Below are 14,631 nucleotides of genomic sequence, written 5' to 3'. Positions count from 1 at the left end.
CTTCGTGCAATACGTAAAAATTAAAGATTCGATTGTTGAACAGATTGAAGCGGGCATGCTATCGCCGCGTCAAAAACTGCCAGCAGAGCGTAAGTTGGCGGAGTCGTTCGATACTACACGCGTCACTCTGCGTGAAGCTTTATCACTGCTGGAAGCAGAAGGTCGAATCTATCGCGAAGATCGCCGAGGTTGGTTTATCTCACCCGAGCCATTGCGTTACGACCCAACCCAAACTCTGAACTTCCCGAACATGGCGAAAGCGCAAAATCGCGTGCCAAAAACGGAGTTGGTCGCAGCAAAAGGAACGTTGGCAAACAAACAAGCTGCGCGCTTGCTGGACTTGCAGCCTTTCTCGGACGTGTATCGAGTCGACCGTGTGCGATACCTTGAAGATAGACCTGTAGTATTCGTAACAAACTATATTCGCCCAGAGCTGTTTCCGAATCTGCTGGACTATGATTTGTCAAACTCACTGACGGACATTTACCGCGAGCATTATGGCGTGACGTATCAAAAGATTCGCTACCGCATTTCAACCAGCACTTTGTTGGGTGAAATGGCTCAGGCACTGCGCGCGACAGCCGGTACGCCAGCGATGGTAGTGGAGCGCATCAACTACAACCAGCACGGTGAGTTGATTGATTGCGATATCGAATATTGGCGACACGATGCCATTAGCATTGAATCTCTGGCGGAACTCAATCGTTAAGTGGATTTTCTCATTATCTAAGGCTCCATCTCGGGGCCTTTCTTTTATTCAGACAGGAACATTGAAATGGATTTGTTGGCGATTGGTCTCGTCGTTTTCTCTGCTGTTCTTCATGCAGGCTGGAATATCCTTGGCAAAAGCAACTCTGGGTCAGGGCTCGCGTTTACCATGGCCGCCAGCTTTTCTGCATGTTTCATTCTTACCCCTTATTTGATTTGGTATTTGGCAACCATTGGCTGGACATCATTACCGAGTGAGTTTTGGGGATTGCTGTTCATTAGCGGCATTTCACAAATGGTTTATCTGGTTGGTTTGATTGTCGCTTATAAGCACGCTGATGTGGGGGTGGTTTATCCGATTGCTCGGGCACTGCCTGTGATGATGGTCGGCGCAATCAGTGTTGCATTGGGACATGAATTATCTAGTCAGCAGTGGCTTGGATTCTTACTAATTACTCTTGGTTGTATGCTTGTACCACTGACGAATTTTCGTCAGATGACATTGGGTTCTTATTTGAACGTTGGTGTGTTCTGGGCATTGATTGCCGCAATAGGCACAACGGGTTACTCGGTAGTCGATAAAGAAGCGCTGAGTTTACTCACAGGACAAGCATCAGAGATCTTGAATGATCAGTACAGTGCAATCTTCTACTTGGGCGTGCAGTTTTGGGCAATTGGTATTCCTGCCCTTGTGTGGTGCTTAGTTACGGACAAGCCAGATGAGATTAAGACAGCGTGGCAGATCCGCAAAACAGCCAGCATGGCAGGGGTAATGATGGCATCCACCTACGGCTTGGTGTTGTTTGCTATGACCATGACCGACAACGTAAGTTTGGTGGTGGCACTAAGGCAAATCAGCATCGTGTTTGGATTGTTTATGGGGATTTGGTTTCTGTCTGAGAAATGGTATCTCACCCGAGGGCTTGGCGTTACTTCTATCGTGGCGGGGATCATTCTCGCGCTTACGTATTGACCTATATTCACGAAAAAAGGCAGCGAATGAGCCTCTCGCTGCCTTTTGTATTAACTTGTAAGCCTTGTTTAAAAACGCAGTTGCGCACCAAACATCACGCCGCTAGAGTCAAAATCGCTGTTTTTTGAGTACACATATTCTGCATTCAAACCAAAGTGTTTATAGCTCCAGCCGATACCGCCAGCCGCTTCACCTCCGACACTTGAGTGTTCGATGTTCTTGCTCTGACCGTTCACTTTATAAGTGTATTCGAGAGTGTAGAGAGTGACACCTGCCTTGCCGTACAGTTCGAAACCTGAACCCAGAGGATAGCTAGCATAGCCACTCAAGCGAGGTCCGGAGAAGCTCGTATCGGTGACTTCTGAAATCGGACTCACGAGTATCGAGCCGATACCGTCAAACGCGCCTTTATAACCTGCTTCGATACCAAAGTTATGTGTTGGCATGTAGCGGTAATATATTTCACCTAAGAACATGTCGCCTGACTCTTTGCTTGTCGGAGCATCGTAGTTCACATCGCCATAGCCAATGTTTGTACCTATGATGTGCTCACTGGTTTCTGCATTGGCTGACAAAGAAAAAGCCGACAACACTAAAGCAGTAATGAATGAATAACGCATGAACGCTTCTCCTTAGCTTTTAGCTTGCTCGCCTTTTAATATTTGTTCGAAAGTGATCTTGGTGTTGTCTAGCCATTCATAACGGCGACGATACATCGAACGCTTAGAGCGCGACATGCCTTCGATATCTCGACGGGGTGCATTTACATCAATTGAGTAAAAATGACGATTGTATTCGGTGCCGCCCAATTCTTGCCAGAGTGCATCGTAATCTGTTTTGATTCGCCCTTTGCTGTAGCGCTTAGCTGCGTAAGTATGGGACTGCGTTTTCACTGCTAGAATCGTGTTCACTTCCCAAATTTGTGCGAGCAAAGTGAGCAAGCTCACCATCAAGCTTTTTGGTCTCTGTCCGTAAAGCTTACGAGTTAGCTTTTTAATTTTCGCGTTGTTTTCTTCACTGCTTCGCGGTCCTTGTAAGCCGCCAATCATAATGCTGCGTCCAGATTCGATGTGACCGAGCGTAAAAGAGAGCGTGTAGAAGTTGCCATCTTCAGCGCTGTGCAGCACTAGGCTCATATCGCCTTCTTTTTGATAACGTGCTTCGTATACTAATCTCACCGAGTACAGGATTTCGTCAATTTCAAAAGAGGCTAATGTTAGGCCTTTCGAGTCTGTGTAGATTTCTTCGATTGTTTGTTTAGAAAACAGTTCTGAAATCGTTTTATAGTGATCAACCACCAAGTTAGAACGATCGAACGCTGAGTTGTTTTTGATGATATACGGACGAAACGGCTTCTCTAAAAATCGATGCGTACGTGTACAAAGCAACTCTAACAATGACGATTCAATATTGTCTGAAAGGTGCTTAAACGCACGTTTGTAATAAAGCGCACGAAAGATGAACTTAGCTCTGTAGGTCCAAATTGGCTTGTAGACATCAGCATAATCATCTGAGTAAATGGTTTTGCTATGGTAAAAAATGGATTTGTTCGCGGTCATTTTCACTCCAGATTAACTTGTGCTCAATAGCGACAATTAAGAACCGACGGACGAGCAGCGAAGAACCCGAAAAAGGAGGAATGCAAAGCACGACTGAAAAGAGGTGGTTTTTGCTGTGTCCGACATTTGTGTGAGGTTTTGAACACTGTTCTTTTGCTGGAATTCTAAGAGAAAATTGACCTTAGGTATTGTATGGTTTGGTAAGGAAGTGTCAGGTTGAAACCCATTGTTCAAAAGGAAGAAAATGCGAATGTCGGCTGAATATGACGTTGAGTTGCTAAGTTATTGTGAAATAAGTTGAACGAAAATTGAACATTATTTGAAATTGTTTTGACGTGTTTTAGGTCTTTATACGTACCTTATAAGTATCGAGCCAATTTTGGCCCGATGTAAAGGTAAGTAAGGAGAGGTTTATGAAACGCTTAACAACTTTAGCAAGTACGATTGCTCTGATTGCTGCACCTTCTATGGCTCTTGCTGGTGGTTATCAGTGGACAAACGATACCGAAACTATCCATGGCGACGTAATGGATAGCAAACAAGCGGCTTATGAAACGGGCCGAGACATGATCCAAAGCTACCAAAATAAATCATCTGGACAACTCCGTGATGAGTTTACGAGCCTTACAACGTATGTTGATCGCCAATCGTTTTCTATCACTGACTCAAAAGTCATGGTAAATGAGTTCTTGCAAAGTGACGGGCAAGTTGTTTACCAGCCTATTCTCAATGTTCAATACGAGTACCGCATGCGTGATACCGGTAAATACTAACCAGTAAGACGGACTTGAATTGTTTACCACTAATATTTTTTGCTGTTTGTTTTGGGGAGCCACGAGCTCCCCATTTTGTTTTTGTCGAAAGCGAAAATTTTCACACTCTCAGTGCAACATTTTCTATCGCTCAGCGTTAGATTTTCTTGCTCGTTGATTGTCATCATCGTTTGTAAAGTGTTTGCGGAAATGGATGTAACGCACTAACGAGGATACCCGATGACACATCATTCATATTGGTTCAAGCAGGCAATTGAAGCTGAGCAACCAGAAACGCCACAACCGTTACAGCAGAACATTAATACTGACGTTGCGATTGTTGGTGGCGGATACACCGGACTTTGGACCGCGATTATGATTAAGCAGCAATCTCCGGCAAAACAGGTGGTTGTTATCGAAAAGGGCTTATGTGGCAGTGGTGCATCGGGCGCAAACGGCGGTTGTATGCTGACTTGGTCTACCAAGTTCCCGACATTGAAACGGTTATTCGGTGAAGAACATGCTGCTTGGTTAGTAAAAGAGTCGGAACAAGCAGTGCTAGAGATTGACGACTTTTGTCAGCAGCACAACATCGATGCGCAATTATCGTTAAATGGGGTTTATTACACTGCAACCAATCCGGCTCAAACTGGGGGAATGCAGCCAGTTGTGGACGAGTTAAAGCGATTAGAAGTGAACAGTTGGCGTCGTTGCTCGGTGGAGGAACTGCGTGCCAATGCGGGATCGCCGCGCAATATAGAAGGCTTTCACTCTCCAGTTGCAGCCAGCGTTCAACCTGCTTTATTGGCGAGAGGATTAAGACGCGTCGCAATGGAGTTGGGTGTTGAAATCTATGAGAACACGCCGATGACGCGTCTAGATTATGGAAAACCTGCCATTGTCTGTACACCTAAAGGAAACATTCAAGCGCAGCAGGTGGTATTGGCATTAAATGCATGGATGGTGGAGCAGTTTAAACAGTTCAAAAACAGTATCGTGGTGGTTTCTTCCGACATGGTGATCACCAAGCCGCTTGGTGATTCACTACCTCTATCTGGTTGGCAGGCAGGTTTTAGCGTGTTGGATTCACGTATCTTCGTCCACTATTACCGAGATACGCCAGATGGCCGTTTGATGTTGGGGAAAGGCGGCAATCAGTTTTCTTTCAATAACCAAGTTGACGCAATGTTTAACAAGCCAACACGCTACCAAGGTCTACTGCGCAAGTCGTTCGATAAGTTGTTTCCTCATTTGAGAGGAGAGGAGTTTGCTTATTCATGGACGGGGGGCTCTGATCGTTCTGCTACTGGTTTCCCTTTTTTCGGCGAGCTAGATAAACAGAGCAATATCTTTTACGGATTTGGTTATTCAGGCAATGGTGTAGCGCAGACTCGAATGGGCGGAAAGATCTTATCTTCATTGATATTGGGAATCGATAACGAGTGGACGAACAGTGGTTTAGCCAAAGGACCGTTGGGGTATTTCCCGCCAGAGCCATTCCGTTGGACGGGAGCAATGATGGTACGCAACGCGGTACGTCGCAAAGAGGAAGCAGAAGATAACGAGCAGACGCCATTCATCTGGGATAAGTGGCTAGCAAAACTCGCGGGACCAGCAGGCAAAGCGGATAAGCTTGACTAAACTGAAGACTTTAGCCACAAACGAGACAGTTTGCAGTGAAAGTCATTGGGGCGCGATGAAGCCTTGTGTTAGCCTCTGTCTTTCAAGCTCAGATTTAAAAGGTGAGTCATAAAATGAAAGTATTCAGCAACTTCGATAGCGGCAGCATTCACGTAGTGAAAGCGGACGACAAAAACGACATCCAACTCAAAATTCCTAACGACAATATGTCGGAATTCTACCAGTGGTTCCACTTCCGTCTTGAGACAGAAGCCGAGCAATCACACACCATCAAATTGCTTGATTTGGCTAAATCGGCTTATCCAGAAGGATGGCAAGGTTACGATGTGGTTGCGTCTTACGATCGTGAAGAATGGTTCCGAGTACCGGCAGAGTTCGATGGCGACACGCTGACTTTCACTGTAATCCCTGAGCGCAGCTCAATTTACTTCGCGTACTTTGCGCCATACACGTACGATCGTCATTTAGACTTGTTACACATGGCACAAAGCGCGCACCACTGCCAACTTGAAACACTAGGCCACACATTAGACGGCAACGACATGAGCTTGCTTACTTTCGGTGAGCCAGAAGAAGGTAAAAAGAAAATCTGGATGATTGCACGTCAGCACCCAGGTGAGACAATGGCGGAATGGTTCATGGAAGGTATGATCCAACGTCTGTTAGATGAAAACGACACGGTTGCGCGTGCATTGCTTGAAAAAGCAGTGCTTTACGTCGTACCAAACATGAACCCAGACGGTGGTATTCGCGGTCACTTGCGTACCAACGCAGTAGGTGTAAACCTAAATCGTGAATGGCAAACGCCATCAATGGAAAAGAGCCCAGAAGTCTACCTTGTGCGTCAGCGCATGCTGGAAACGGGTGTTGACATGTTTTTAGATATCCATGGCGATGAAGCGATTCCTTATAACTTCGTCGCTGGCTCAGAAGGTATTCCTTCTTACGATGAAAATCTTGCCGCTTTAGAGACATCATTTAAGCAAGCGTTACTGACTATTACGCCAGAGTTCCAAGATGAGATTGGTTACGATAAAGATGAGCCTGGTAAAGCGAATTTGACTGTGGGTTCAAATTGGGTTGCAGAGCAGTTCAAATGCTTGTCTTACACAATCGAAATGCCATTTAAAGATAACAACAATCACCCTGATCCACTTTACGGTTGGTCTCCTGAGCGTAGTGTCTTGTTTGGGCAAGATGTATTAGCTGCAACGTTAACCGTAGCAGATAAAATTTAGCGCGACGAGTTAACGCTTTTTCATTATTTCGAAAACAGCTCATTTAAATGAGCTGTTTTTTTGTGCTCTCCACATCCACGCTCCCCTGTAAAAATTTGTTGCCATTCACAAGCTTAAATGATGATTCTTAAATTTGAGAAAGTGGCTTTTTATGGTGATTTGCGTCACAGAAAGTTGGCTTCTTTGTGATATTCTCCGCAACGAATTGACTATGGCTAAACCAACGCAACGAACTTTATTTTTCGGTTGGGTATGCGGATGAAGCTCATGAATAGATGGTCTTGAGGTTACCTTTTTCCGTTTTACGTCATTGGCGTTTGAATATCATTTTTGATTCTTTCCTACGCTATTTAGCTATTTCTATTCGAAGAAAAGAGAAAGTTACGGCTTCATATTTTACGGCAGTATGCTGCCGCGATGTGTTGCTTTGTGTACAAGAAAAAGGAAAAGAATAATGAAAAAAATCGCTATAGCAGTGGCTACTATACTTGCTGGTGGTGTGATCTCAAACGTTGCACTTGCTGACACTTACATGGGCGGTAAAGTAGGTTACAACTCTCTAAACGATGCGTGTTACCTAAACGAACCTTGTGACGACGACAGTTTTGCAGCATCTATGCACTTAGGCTACAGCTTCAACAAGTACGTTGCGGCAGAGTATGGTGTTGATTACCTTGGTGACTTCACTGCAAACTTCAAAAAGCCTGGCCTAAACACCGTTGATGGTGATCTTTGGGCATTGACGCTTGCTCCTAAATTTAACCTACCACTAACGGATTCTTGGAATCTATTCGCGAAAGTTGGTGCTGCATACATGATGGCTGGTGACGAGAAAGATTTCGTACCAACTGGCTCTCTGGGTGCTGAATACCAAATCAACTACAACTGGAGCCTACGTGCTGAATACCAACGCTACCAAGATATGTCTGATGATGTAATTGAAGACATGGATTCAGATTTCTTCGGTATCGGTTTCAACTACAAGTTTGGTTCTGAGCCAGTCGTTCAAGAAAAAGCCGTTGAAGAGGTGGTAGAAGCACGTCCTGCAACACGCATTGTAGATCACGTTTACCCTGCTCAAACAACAGCGACAGTACAGTTCGACTTAGAAAGTGCAGAAGTGAAAGACACGTCGAACCTTTCTGGTACCGTTGATTTGATGAATACTTACCCACAAGCTCAAGTTGAGATCACGGGTTACAGCGATACGACAGGTTCTGCTGCTTACAACAAGCAACTCACAGAAAAACGTGCGAAAGCCGTTGCTGACGAGTTCCAAGCAAAAGGTATTGCGGCTGAGCGTATGACAGTGAAAGGCATGGGTGAAGCTAACCCAGTGGCAAGCAACGAGACACGTCAAGGTCGTCAAATGAACCGTCGTGTTGAAGTGGTTGTTCCTGCGTTTGAATACCAAACAACTGAAAAAGCAGAATAATTCCTGCTTAAGATAAAGTTCCAAAAGCCAGCGTGTATCACGCTGGCTTTTTTGATCCCGCTTAACTAACTAAGTAGTTGTGTAGAAACATAGTTATATCGGGACGCTTTGACATGTGCTCAACATACGTAAACTCAGCACCTTCATCAATTTGTCATCACCAGTTCATAGCATGACAGCCAAGTGTTTGGGAGAATGATATGCAAAGTTTACCACCGCTCAATTTGCTCCGAGCTTTTGAAGCCACGGCGCGACTACAGAGTTTTACAAAAGCCGCAGAGGAGCTAAATGTGACTCGTGCGGCCGTAAGCCAACAGGTGAAATCGCTAGAACTGCAGTTAAATGCAACATTATTCGAGCGTAAGGGCACTCACCTTACGCTGACCTGCTCCGCGCAAGAATACTGGCCAGTGGTTAATCATGTGCTTCAAACATTATCGACCACGACGCAGCATTTATTTACTCGTCCCAAGAATACGCAAGTTAACTTACATGTCGCTCACAGCTTTTGCTCTCAATGGTTAATGCCAAGATTGGCTGATTTTCAGCGACAATTCCCAGACATTTCCTTTAAAATCTCGACCACTGCTAATACAGTTCCAAACGCCAGTGCGATTGCGGATATCGAAATTATTAACGGAGATGGAGATTGGCAAGAGCAAGAAGCCATACGATTAACCCAAGAAAACTGGATCGTTGTCGCAAGCCCGGGCTTTATGCATTTAAACCCGATAAATGACCTCTTGCAGTTAGCTAAAGCGCCTAAAATCTGTACTAGCGGTTATCATGAATCTTGGCAAGAGTGGCTTACGCACCAAGGTTATCAAGGGAAGGTGAGCAAAGTCGTCGCCGAGTTTGAACACTCATTGCTTGCTATTCATGCTGCGATTAATCAACTTGGCGTGTTGCTGGTAAGAGACTTTCTTGTTGAGGATGAGCTGCAACAGGGCGTATTAGTCCAGGTTGGAACTTGGCATATGCCAAGTTCTGGTGCACATTATATGGTGGTTCGAGCATCCGAAAAATCACACGTAAACACCTTTGCTCAATGGTTAATACAGAGTCTTTAATGTTCGTTCAGCTAGTGAGTAGAGCGCATGTGTGGTTTGGCTATTATTAGCAGTAGCAAGTCATCAGTCTAGGACTGAGCGACATGCTTAATGACATCTAATAACCACTGATTTACCGGATCTTGCTGTTGAGAGCGACGGCAGCTCATCACGTAGCGAACATCAAGCTCTAGCCCAGCAGGAAGCGCGATACTTCGGCAACCCTTAGGAACATGTCCACTCATCGTTATGCCAAAATGATTCGTTTGCAGAAGCACTTTTTGAATCATCGCTGGATGCTCAATTTCCACTTTAGGTGTGGCTCTAAAACCCATATGTTTGAGCCTTTCCAACACAGGGTATCGGTAGTCGTTCCATCCCGGCGTTTTAAAAAGTATGAAAGGGCACTCTTCTAGCTCTTGGGAGTTTTGAGCGGGATGATCTTCTCGAACAAAAAATACCGCTTTTCCTCGCCCTAGTTCGGTCTGAACAATTGACTGTGGCAGATCTTCATCAAAGTAATGAATCGCAATGGCGTTTTCACCGTTAATTAATCGTTTTTTTGCTTCGCTACCCCAGCGCAAACATGAGAATTTTGCGTTTGGGGCGTGCTTTAGTAACTCCAAGTAAAACTTGTCACCGAAGTACTCCCAAAACAATGTGTTGGCATAAATAGTGATTGAACCGTCAAAATGAGCTGGTGAAAAATGCTGTGGTTTGATGGAATCAATACTGTTGATTATTTGCTCAAAATGCGCAATGTTCGCTTCCACAAAAGCTGTTGGTTCAAAGCCATTTTTGGTCTGAACGAATAGCGGATCATTGAGCTGAGTTTTCATCTTAGTCAGATTTTTGCTGATTGCTCCTGACGTTTTACCGAGTGATTCTGCGACTAACCGGACGTTACGTAACTCATACATCCGTTTTAATACCAAAATATTTTGAATATCCAGATTAACGCTCATACATTGTCTCGCTTGGCTTTTGTCGACAAATCATATCGCTGAATTTCTTAAGAAAAGACAACGCTCGGTCAATTTAAGTTGCTGCCTTATCCCTGATTTATTGAAGGTAACGATAAGTTATTCTTGGTTACACCAGTTTATTAGCATGGATTTCCATTTGGTAAATAATGGCTTTCCTCGTATGAGCGCGTTTCTGTTGTTACAGTTTTTCCACCGAAAGAAAGTTAGAACGATAATAGAGGTGATGTATGAAAAAACTAATCGCACTTGTTTTGATGATTTGCTCAACAAACGTAGCATTTGCTGGCGATGGGTCATACACGGGCACGATTGATATGACGATGGCAACGAAAAATCAGGTTGACGTAGAGCGTGCAGATTCTCAATTGACGCTGAAGGGTCGCAATGAAATGGCCTATGGCGGTGTAACAATCCATTCGGATGCTGCAACTCAAAAAATTGAACTTCGTGGTCGACGTGATTAATCGAATAGTTTCTTGTTAAGAAAATGCCGCGAAGAACGCGGCATTTCTATATGTAATATCATCAGATCATAATTACCAGATAAGCGTATGGTGAGAAGCTAAGCGCAATGACCACTTGCCATTATTCGCATGGCGGTGCCATATGAATGACAGCTAAGCCCCCCAAAGAGGTTTCACGGTATTTTTTATTCATATCTTTACCAGTCTGATACATGGTTTCGATAACTTTATCTAACGAAATTAAGCATTTACTTGTGCGCTTTAATGCCATACGCGATGCATTAATCGCTTTCATTGCTCCCATGGCATTTCTTTCAATACAAGGTACTTGAACCAAGCCGCCAATCGGGTCACAAGTCATACCCAATGAATGCTCCATCGCAATTTCCGCAGCAATACAAATCTGCTCGTTACTGCCCCCTCTTAGCGCTGTTAAGCCAGCGGCAGCCATGGATGAAGAAACCCCAACTTCTCCCTGACACCCCACTTCTGCACCAGAAATTGACGCGTTAGTTTTATATAAGATGCCGATAGCGCCGGCGACTGCGAGAAAGTCTTTTAGCTGTTTAACATCGAGCTCTTTGATGAAGCGATGGTAGTACATCAATACCGCCGGAATCACCCCTGCTGCACCATTCGTTGGAGAAGTGACGACTTGCCCTCCTGCTGCATTTTCTTCACTAACCGCAAAGGCAAAGAGATTGATCCAATCCATGATCTCCATCGGATCGTTTTCAACTGCAGCGTTGGCTTCGAGCTTTTTCAAAAGGTTTGGTGCTCGACGAGTGACATTTAGACCACCTTCCAAAATCCCTTCCGTATCGAAGCCACGTTGCATGCAGAGCGACATCACTTTCCAAATTTGCTCTGCTCTTTGGTTAATTTCTTCGTCTGAGCGAAATGCGAGTTCGTTTTGGAGGATCATGCCTCCCAAGCTGAAACCGTTCGTCTCGGCTTTTTCCAGCATCTCATCTGCGGATGTAAACGGAAATGGTACTGCGACCTCATTTTGCTGCGTGCCGTTCTCTAGTTCGTCGGCGGTGGCGATGAATCCGCCCCCAATGGAGTAATAAATTTCAAACGCTACTTGATCTCCAGCTGCGTCTAATGCCGTAATCGTCATACCATTTTCATGCAGGGGAAGGTTGTCGCTATGAAAGACGATGTCATGGTCGTAGCTAAACTCAATCTGGTGTGTACCGGCGAGCATGAGCGTATTATTGTCTATGGTATTTTGTAGCGCACTTTTGGCACTGCTCATTTTGATGGTATCAGGTTTATTTCCCATCAAACCAAGGACCGTGGCTCGGTCTGTATGGTGCCCTCGACCTGTCAGTGACAATGAGCCATAAAGGTCCACTTGCACCCGATGCACTTTCGCCATAGAGTCGCTAACTAGCTGAGTGAAATGGAATCCGGCAAGCATAGGACCATTAGTGTGGGAGCTGGATGGCCCGACACCAATTTTAAATATATCGAAAATCGACAGCATAATTGACTTCCTTTAGCAGTGAACCTTTATAAAGGTCTCTAGAACAGTGTTGTTAACTAGATGTTAAAGCTTGTGGGTCGGGAGTGAAAGAAGATTTTTGTAACACTGCCAACTAAGCGCGAGATTTTAAAATGAAGTTAGACAACATCGTCATCGTTTTAGGTAAACGCCTCGTCAATAACAGGTTGACCTCTGAGGGCATAACCAGAGTCGAAGCTTTGTCTTGTAGGACTGCATCACTACCGATAGAGCGAACGGTGATTGTTTTTTGTGGCGGAGTAACGCAAGGACAAAGTGTTTCTGAAGCAGAGGCGATGTACGCGTATTTTAGAACCCTAAACGCAGACTCTGTGAATCCGTTCCCTGAACGTCATATACTCTTAGAAACGGAGTCGTTGAACACGTTTCAAAACATGCGTTATGTTTCCCAAGTTTTGTGCAAAAGTGGGTTGTTCGAGTTATGGTTGGGGCATCCGGTTGAGGTTATCTTGCTGTCTAATGACTACCACCTCGAACGAATCATTGATATCCAGAATTTGATGGATGAGCAAGGCTTATTACGAGTACTTAAATCCGATTGCGAATCCATGGGGGTGACCCTCAATATTCCACTGGATATCAGCAAACATATTAGCGTGCCATACCCACATAAAGGGCTTATGGCGGACACATTCTTGCTACTCGATGAACTCACAACCTACCGAGTTTATTTAGAAGGGGTCAAGCATGGCGTATTTTTCCGAGATTTATCAATTGTCCGAAAAAAGCCACTTATGATCGCAAGAGATACTATTCACAAATTGCTCTCTTTACCGCTCGATAAAGAGGCTTTGCAACATATTGAAGAAATGAAAAAGGCCGTCGAAATGACGGCCTTGGATGAATCTGTAGGTGCTGCGGAAAAGGCATTAAGTATCTTCCATCCGATACTGACGGCATTGAACCGTCGCTTTGACCCAGAGTCTATTCATTAAGCTCGCGTTTTGTGCGGACGGCGCTTAATGCGATCAAACAGTAGCAAAGCAGTTCTATACCTTCTTCTGAGATATTTTTAACATCACGGATGTAATTTTCGTCCATCACTTGTTGCCAAAAACTACCCATACCATACAAACGAGAGAAGACTAATAATAGCATTACAGCACCAACTAATAGCTTCATATGTGGCACCGTTAAAATGGTCGCCATTTCGTTCATGGTACCTTTACCACCTTGGTAAGCTTTGGCGCAAGCCAGTGCGGTGACAGCAAGTGCTGGGAAAACCCAAGAGCCATGATGAATCATGTCTGTCCAATAGTCCGTTTCGCGAATAATCAGTACTGCAAAAAATCCTGCAATCAAAATAGCCGCATGCTTTAGCTGAGGCTGTTGTTTCGATAAGCTGAAAAACGACCATGATGCAATAGCAAGCATCACAAGCTGGAGCGTTTCTGTAACGGAAAGCTCGCCAAGGCTTGATCCCAACACGACATAATCAAGACGAAGACTAAGGTTAACGAGAATACTTATAGCGACAATCATCAAGGCGTTTAAACTCGATTTATAAATAATGCGCTTTGATTTTTCAGTAACAACGTTGCTTGGGGCTGACTCGGCTTCTTTTACTATTTGTGTTTTCATCTTGCTCACCTGTCCCAGAAAATGTGGAAGAAATGTGAATTAGTGTGATCTGTGTTTGGAATTTTATTGTCCAAGTGGAAAGTTATGTCAGGGGAATGTCAAGAATAGAACACTGTTCGATATAGGGTCGATGTGCGGTAAAGTCAGAGATATGTAAAAACAACGTAAGAACACTTTGATAAATCAAATAAAAAAGGAGCCCAAAGGCTCCTAAGTGATAGAGGGAAGGTGACGTATCGATAAAAATAATTAGTAGTTGTCACCCTCATTTTCTTTGTGATTCTCGCGATAGTATTCCCATTGCTCGACGCGTTCATTGTCCGACAGCACACAGTAAGTGACACGTTCGCCGTTTTCCGACACGGTATCCAGCTCACCACCTTGCTGAACACAGTATACGGCTGCGGGATTTGCAACGGAGGTATACTCAGTTGATCGGGTCGCTCCCTCGTAAGTTGAACAACCAGCCAGTACCAATGTTGCAGCCATAGCCATCATTAAATTTGTCTTTTTCATTCTTTATCTCCGCATGGGGTGGGCGAGTATTGTATTGATTATAGGCAACTTTAAGAGATTATTGTCTTATCGATGTTAAAAGTAAGAGGGACGTATAAGAATTTAGATATTCTCATTTATTGCTGATTAGCACGTCACACTTCTGTTCTTGGCGTATTGTTGTGAAGGTCATATCAATCACTTCCTGACAAGCGCTCG

The 14,631-nt window shown here is 44.5% G+C and carries 15 protein-coding genes; 9 read left to right on the top strand and 6 right to left on the bottom strand.

What is annotated here, in order from left to right; genetic code table 11:
* The first annotated feature begins 4 nt into the window (after positions 1–4).
* Together phnR and R7E42_RS20400 are read left to right on the top strand one after the other, a co-directional pair.
* Positions 5–709: a phosphonate utilization transcriptional regulator PhnR gene (gene phnR, locus R7E42_RS20405; RefSeq protein WP_005374048.1), complete on the top strand. Its 705-nt coding sequence runs from the start codon at positions 5–7 to the stop codon at positions 707–709.
* A gap of 66 nt (positions 710–775) precedes the next feature.
* Positions 776–1,681 carry an EamA family transporter gene (locus tag R7E42_RS20400; protein WP_005384368.1) on the top strand — a complete coding sequence of 302 codons (906 nt, stop codon included), beginning with the start codon at positions 776–778 and terminating at the stop codon, positions 1,679–1,681.
* 68 nt (positions 1,682–1,749) lie between these two features.
* Here R7E42_RS20400 and R7E42_RS20395 read toward each other — a convergent pair whose 3' ends face one another.
* Both R7E42_RS20395 and R7E42_RS20390 read right to left on the bottom strand, forming a co-directional pair.
* On the bottom strand, positions 1,750–2,301 hold the full coding sequence (locus R7E42_RS20395) for an outer membrane beta-barrel protein (RefSeq protein WP_005374044.1): 552 nt from the start codon (positions 2,299–2,301) through the stop codon (positions 1,750–1,752).
* A gap of 12 nt (positions 2,302–2,313) precedes the next feature.
* A complete protein-coding gene (locus R7E42_RS20390) occupies positions 2,314–3,240 on the bottom strand; it encodes a VirK/YbjX family protein (RefSeq protein WP_213866867.1) in 927 nt (308 codons plus the stop codon).
* Positions 3,241–3,653: 413 nt separating this feature from the next.
* On the opposite strand from R7E42_RS20390, the gene R7E42_RS20385 reads away from it, so the two are divergent.
* The 5 genes from R7E42_RS20385 (at position 3,654) to R7E42_RS20365 (ending at position 9,376) form a co-directional block, all read left to right on the top strand.
* Positions 3,654–4,013: a DUF3316 domain-containing protein gene (locus R7E42_RS20385; protein ID WP_203345288.1), complete on the top strand. Its 360-nt coding sequence runs from the start codon at positions 3,654–3,656 to the stop codon at positions 4,011–4,013.
* Positions 4,014–4,232: 219 nt separating this feature from the next.
* Positions 4,233–5,633 carry an FAD-dependent oxidoreductase gene (locus R7E42_RS20380; protein ID WP_318072954.1) on the top strand — a complete coding sequence of 467 codons (1,401 nt, stop codon included), beginning with the start codon at positions 4,233–4,235 and terminating at the stop codon, positions 5,631–5,633.
* Positions 5,634–5,746: 113 nt separating this feature from the next.
* Complete coding sequence (locus tag R7E42_RS20375; protein WP_017819760.1) at positions 5,747–6,871, top strand: M14-type cytosolic carboxypeptidase; 1,125 nt, start codon at positions 5,747–5,749, stop codon at positions 6,869–6,871.
* A gap of 454 nt (positions 6,872–7,325) precedes the next feature.
* Positions 7,326–8,306, top strand: a complete 981-nt coding sequence (locus R7E42_RS20370) for an outer membrane beta-barrel protein (RefSeq protein WP_318072953.1) — start codon at positions 7,326–7,328, stop codon at positions 8,304–8,306.
* 200 nt (positions 8,307–8,506) lie between these two features.
* Entirely contained in the window at positions 8,507–9,376 is an 870-nt protein-coding gene (locus R7E42_RS20365) for a LysR substrate-binding domain-containing protein (RefSeq protein ID WP_256903318.1), read from the top strand.
* 68 nt (positions 9,377–9,444) lie between these two features.
* On the opposite strand, the gene R7E42_RS20360 is transcribed toward R7E42_RS20365, so the two are convergent.
* Complete coding sequence (locus R7E42_RS20360) at positions 9,445–10,320, bottom strand: LysR family transcriptional regulator (protein WP_318072952.1); 876 nt, start codon at positions 10,318–10,320, stop codon at positions 9,445–9,447.
* Positions 10,321–10,568: 248 nt separating this feature from the next.
* Here R7E42_RS20360 and R7E42_RS20355 point away from each other — a divergent pair, with 248 nt between their 5' ends.
* Positions 10,569–10,805, top strand: coding sequence for a hypothetical protein (locus R7E42_RS20355; protein ID WP_017819763.1), 237 nt, complete (start codon positions 10,569–10,571; stop codon positions 10,803–10,805).
* A 121-nt stretch (positions 10,806–10,926) separates the two neighbouring features.
* Here the strand turns inward: R7E42_RS20355 and R7E42_RS20350 are convergent, their stop codons facing one another.
* Positions 10,927–12,297: an L-serine ammonia-lyase gene (locus R7E42_RS20350; protein ID WP_005374028.1), complete on the bottom strand. Its 1,371-nt coding sequence runs from the start codon at positions 12,295–12,297 to the stop codon at positions 10,927–10,929.
* A gap of 131 nt (positions 12,298–12,428) precedes the next feature.
* Between R7E42_RS20350 and R7E42_RS20345 the strand changes: the two genes are divergently transcribed.
* A complete protein-coding gene (locus R7E42_RS20345) occupies positions 12,429–13,271 on the top strand; it encodes a YdcF family protein (protein ID WP_054579234.1) in 843 nt (280 codons plus the stop codon).
* Here R7E42_RS20345 and R7E42_RS20340 read toward each other — a convergent pair.
* Both R7E42_RS20340 and R7E42_RS20335 read right to left on the bottom strand, forming a co-directional pair.
* Positions 13,261–13,917: a hypothetical protein gene (locus R7E42_RS20340; protein WP_005374025.1), complete on the bottom strand. Its 657-nt coding sequence runs from the start codon at positions 13,915–13,917 to the stop codon at positions 13,261–13,263. The genes R7E42_RS20345 and R7E42_RS20340 overlap by 11 nt on opposite strands.
* A gap of 249 nt (positions 13,918–14,166) precedes the next feature.
* Positions 14,167–14,433 carry a DUF333 domain-containing protein gene (locus R7E42_RS20335; RefSeq protein WP_005374023.1) on the bottom strand — a complete coding sequence of 89 codons (267 nt, stop codon included), beginning with the start codon at positions 14,431–14,433 and terminating at the stop codon, positions 14,167–14,169.
* Between the last annotated feature and the right edge of the window lie 198 nt (positions 14,434–14,631).

Source organism: Vibrio sp. Vb1337, assembly GCF_033338715.1.
GTDB lineage: Bacteria > Pseudomonadota > Gammaproteobacteria > Enterobacterales > Vibrionaceae > Vibrio > Vibrio alginolyticus.
Note: the sequence above shows the minus strand (reverse complement) of the source record. Positions and strands in the feature narration are given on the sequence as shown.

Excerpts from the sequence above, each read along its gene's own strand:
- R7E42_RS20400 (WP_005384368.1), top strand. The coding sequence starts at position 776 with ATGGATTTGTTGGCGATTGGTCTCGTCGTTTTCTCTGCTGTTCTTCAT.
- R7E42_RS20395 (WP_005374044.1), bottom strand. The coding sequence starts at position 2,301 with ATGCGTTATTCATTCATTACTGCTTTAGTGTTGTCGGCTTTTTCTTTG.
- R7E42_RS20390 (WP_213866867.1), bottom strand. The coding sequence starts at position 3,240 with ATGACCGCGAACAAATCCATTTTTTACCATAGCAAAACCATTTACTCA.
- R7E42_RS20385 (WP_203345288.1), top strand. The coding sequence starts at position 3,654 with ATGAAACGCTTAACAACTTTAGCAAGTACGATTGCTCTGATTGCTGCA.
- R7E42_RS20380 (WP_318072954.1), top strand. The coding sequence starts at position 4,233 with ATGACACATCATTCATATTGGTTCAAGCAGGCAATTGAAGCTGAGCAA.
- R7E42_RS20375 (WP_017819760.1), top strand. The coding sequence starts at position 5,747 with ATGAAAGTATTCAGCAACTTCGATAGCGGCAGCATTCACGTAGTGAAA.
- R7E42_RS20370 (WP_318072953.1), top strand. The coding sequence starts at position 7,326 with ATGAAAAAAATCGCTATAGCAGTGGCTACTATACTTGCTGGTGGTGTG.
- R7E42_RS20365 (WP_256903318.1), top strand. The coding sequence starts at position 8,507 with ATGCAAAGTTTACCACCGCTCAATTTGCTCCGAGCTTTTGAAGCCACG.
- R7E42_RS20360 (WP_318072952.1), bottom strand. The coding sequence starts at position 10,320 with ATGAGCGTTAATCTGGATATTCAAAATATTTTGGTATTAAAACGGATG.
- R7E42_RS20355 (WP_017819763.1), top strand. The coding sequence starts at position 10,569 with ATGAAAAAACTAATCGCACTTGTTTTGATGATTTGCTCAACAAACGTA.
- R7E42_RS20350 (WP_005374028.1), bottom strand. The coding sequence starts at position 12,297 with ATGCTGTCGATTTTCGATATATTTAAAATTGGTGTCGGGCCATCCAGC.
- R7E42_RS20345 (WP_054579234.1), top strand. The coding sequence starts at position 12,429 with ATGAAGTTAGACAACATCGTCATCGTTTTAGGTAAACGCCTCGTCAAT.
- R7E42_RS20340 (WP_005374025.1), bottom strand. The coding sequence starts at position 13,917 with ATGAAAACACAAATAGTAAAAGAAGCCGAGTCAGCCCCAAGCAACGTT.
- R7E42_RS20335 (WP_005374023.1), bottom strand. The coding sequence starts at position 14,433 with ATGAAAAAGACAAATTTAATGATGGCTATGGCTGCAACATTGGTACTG.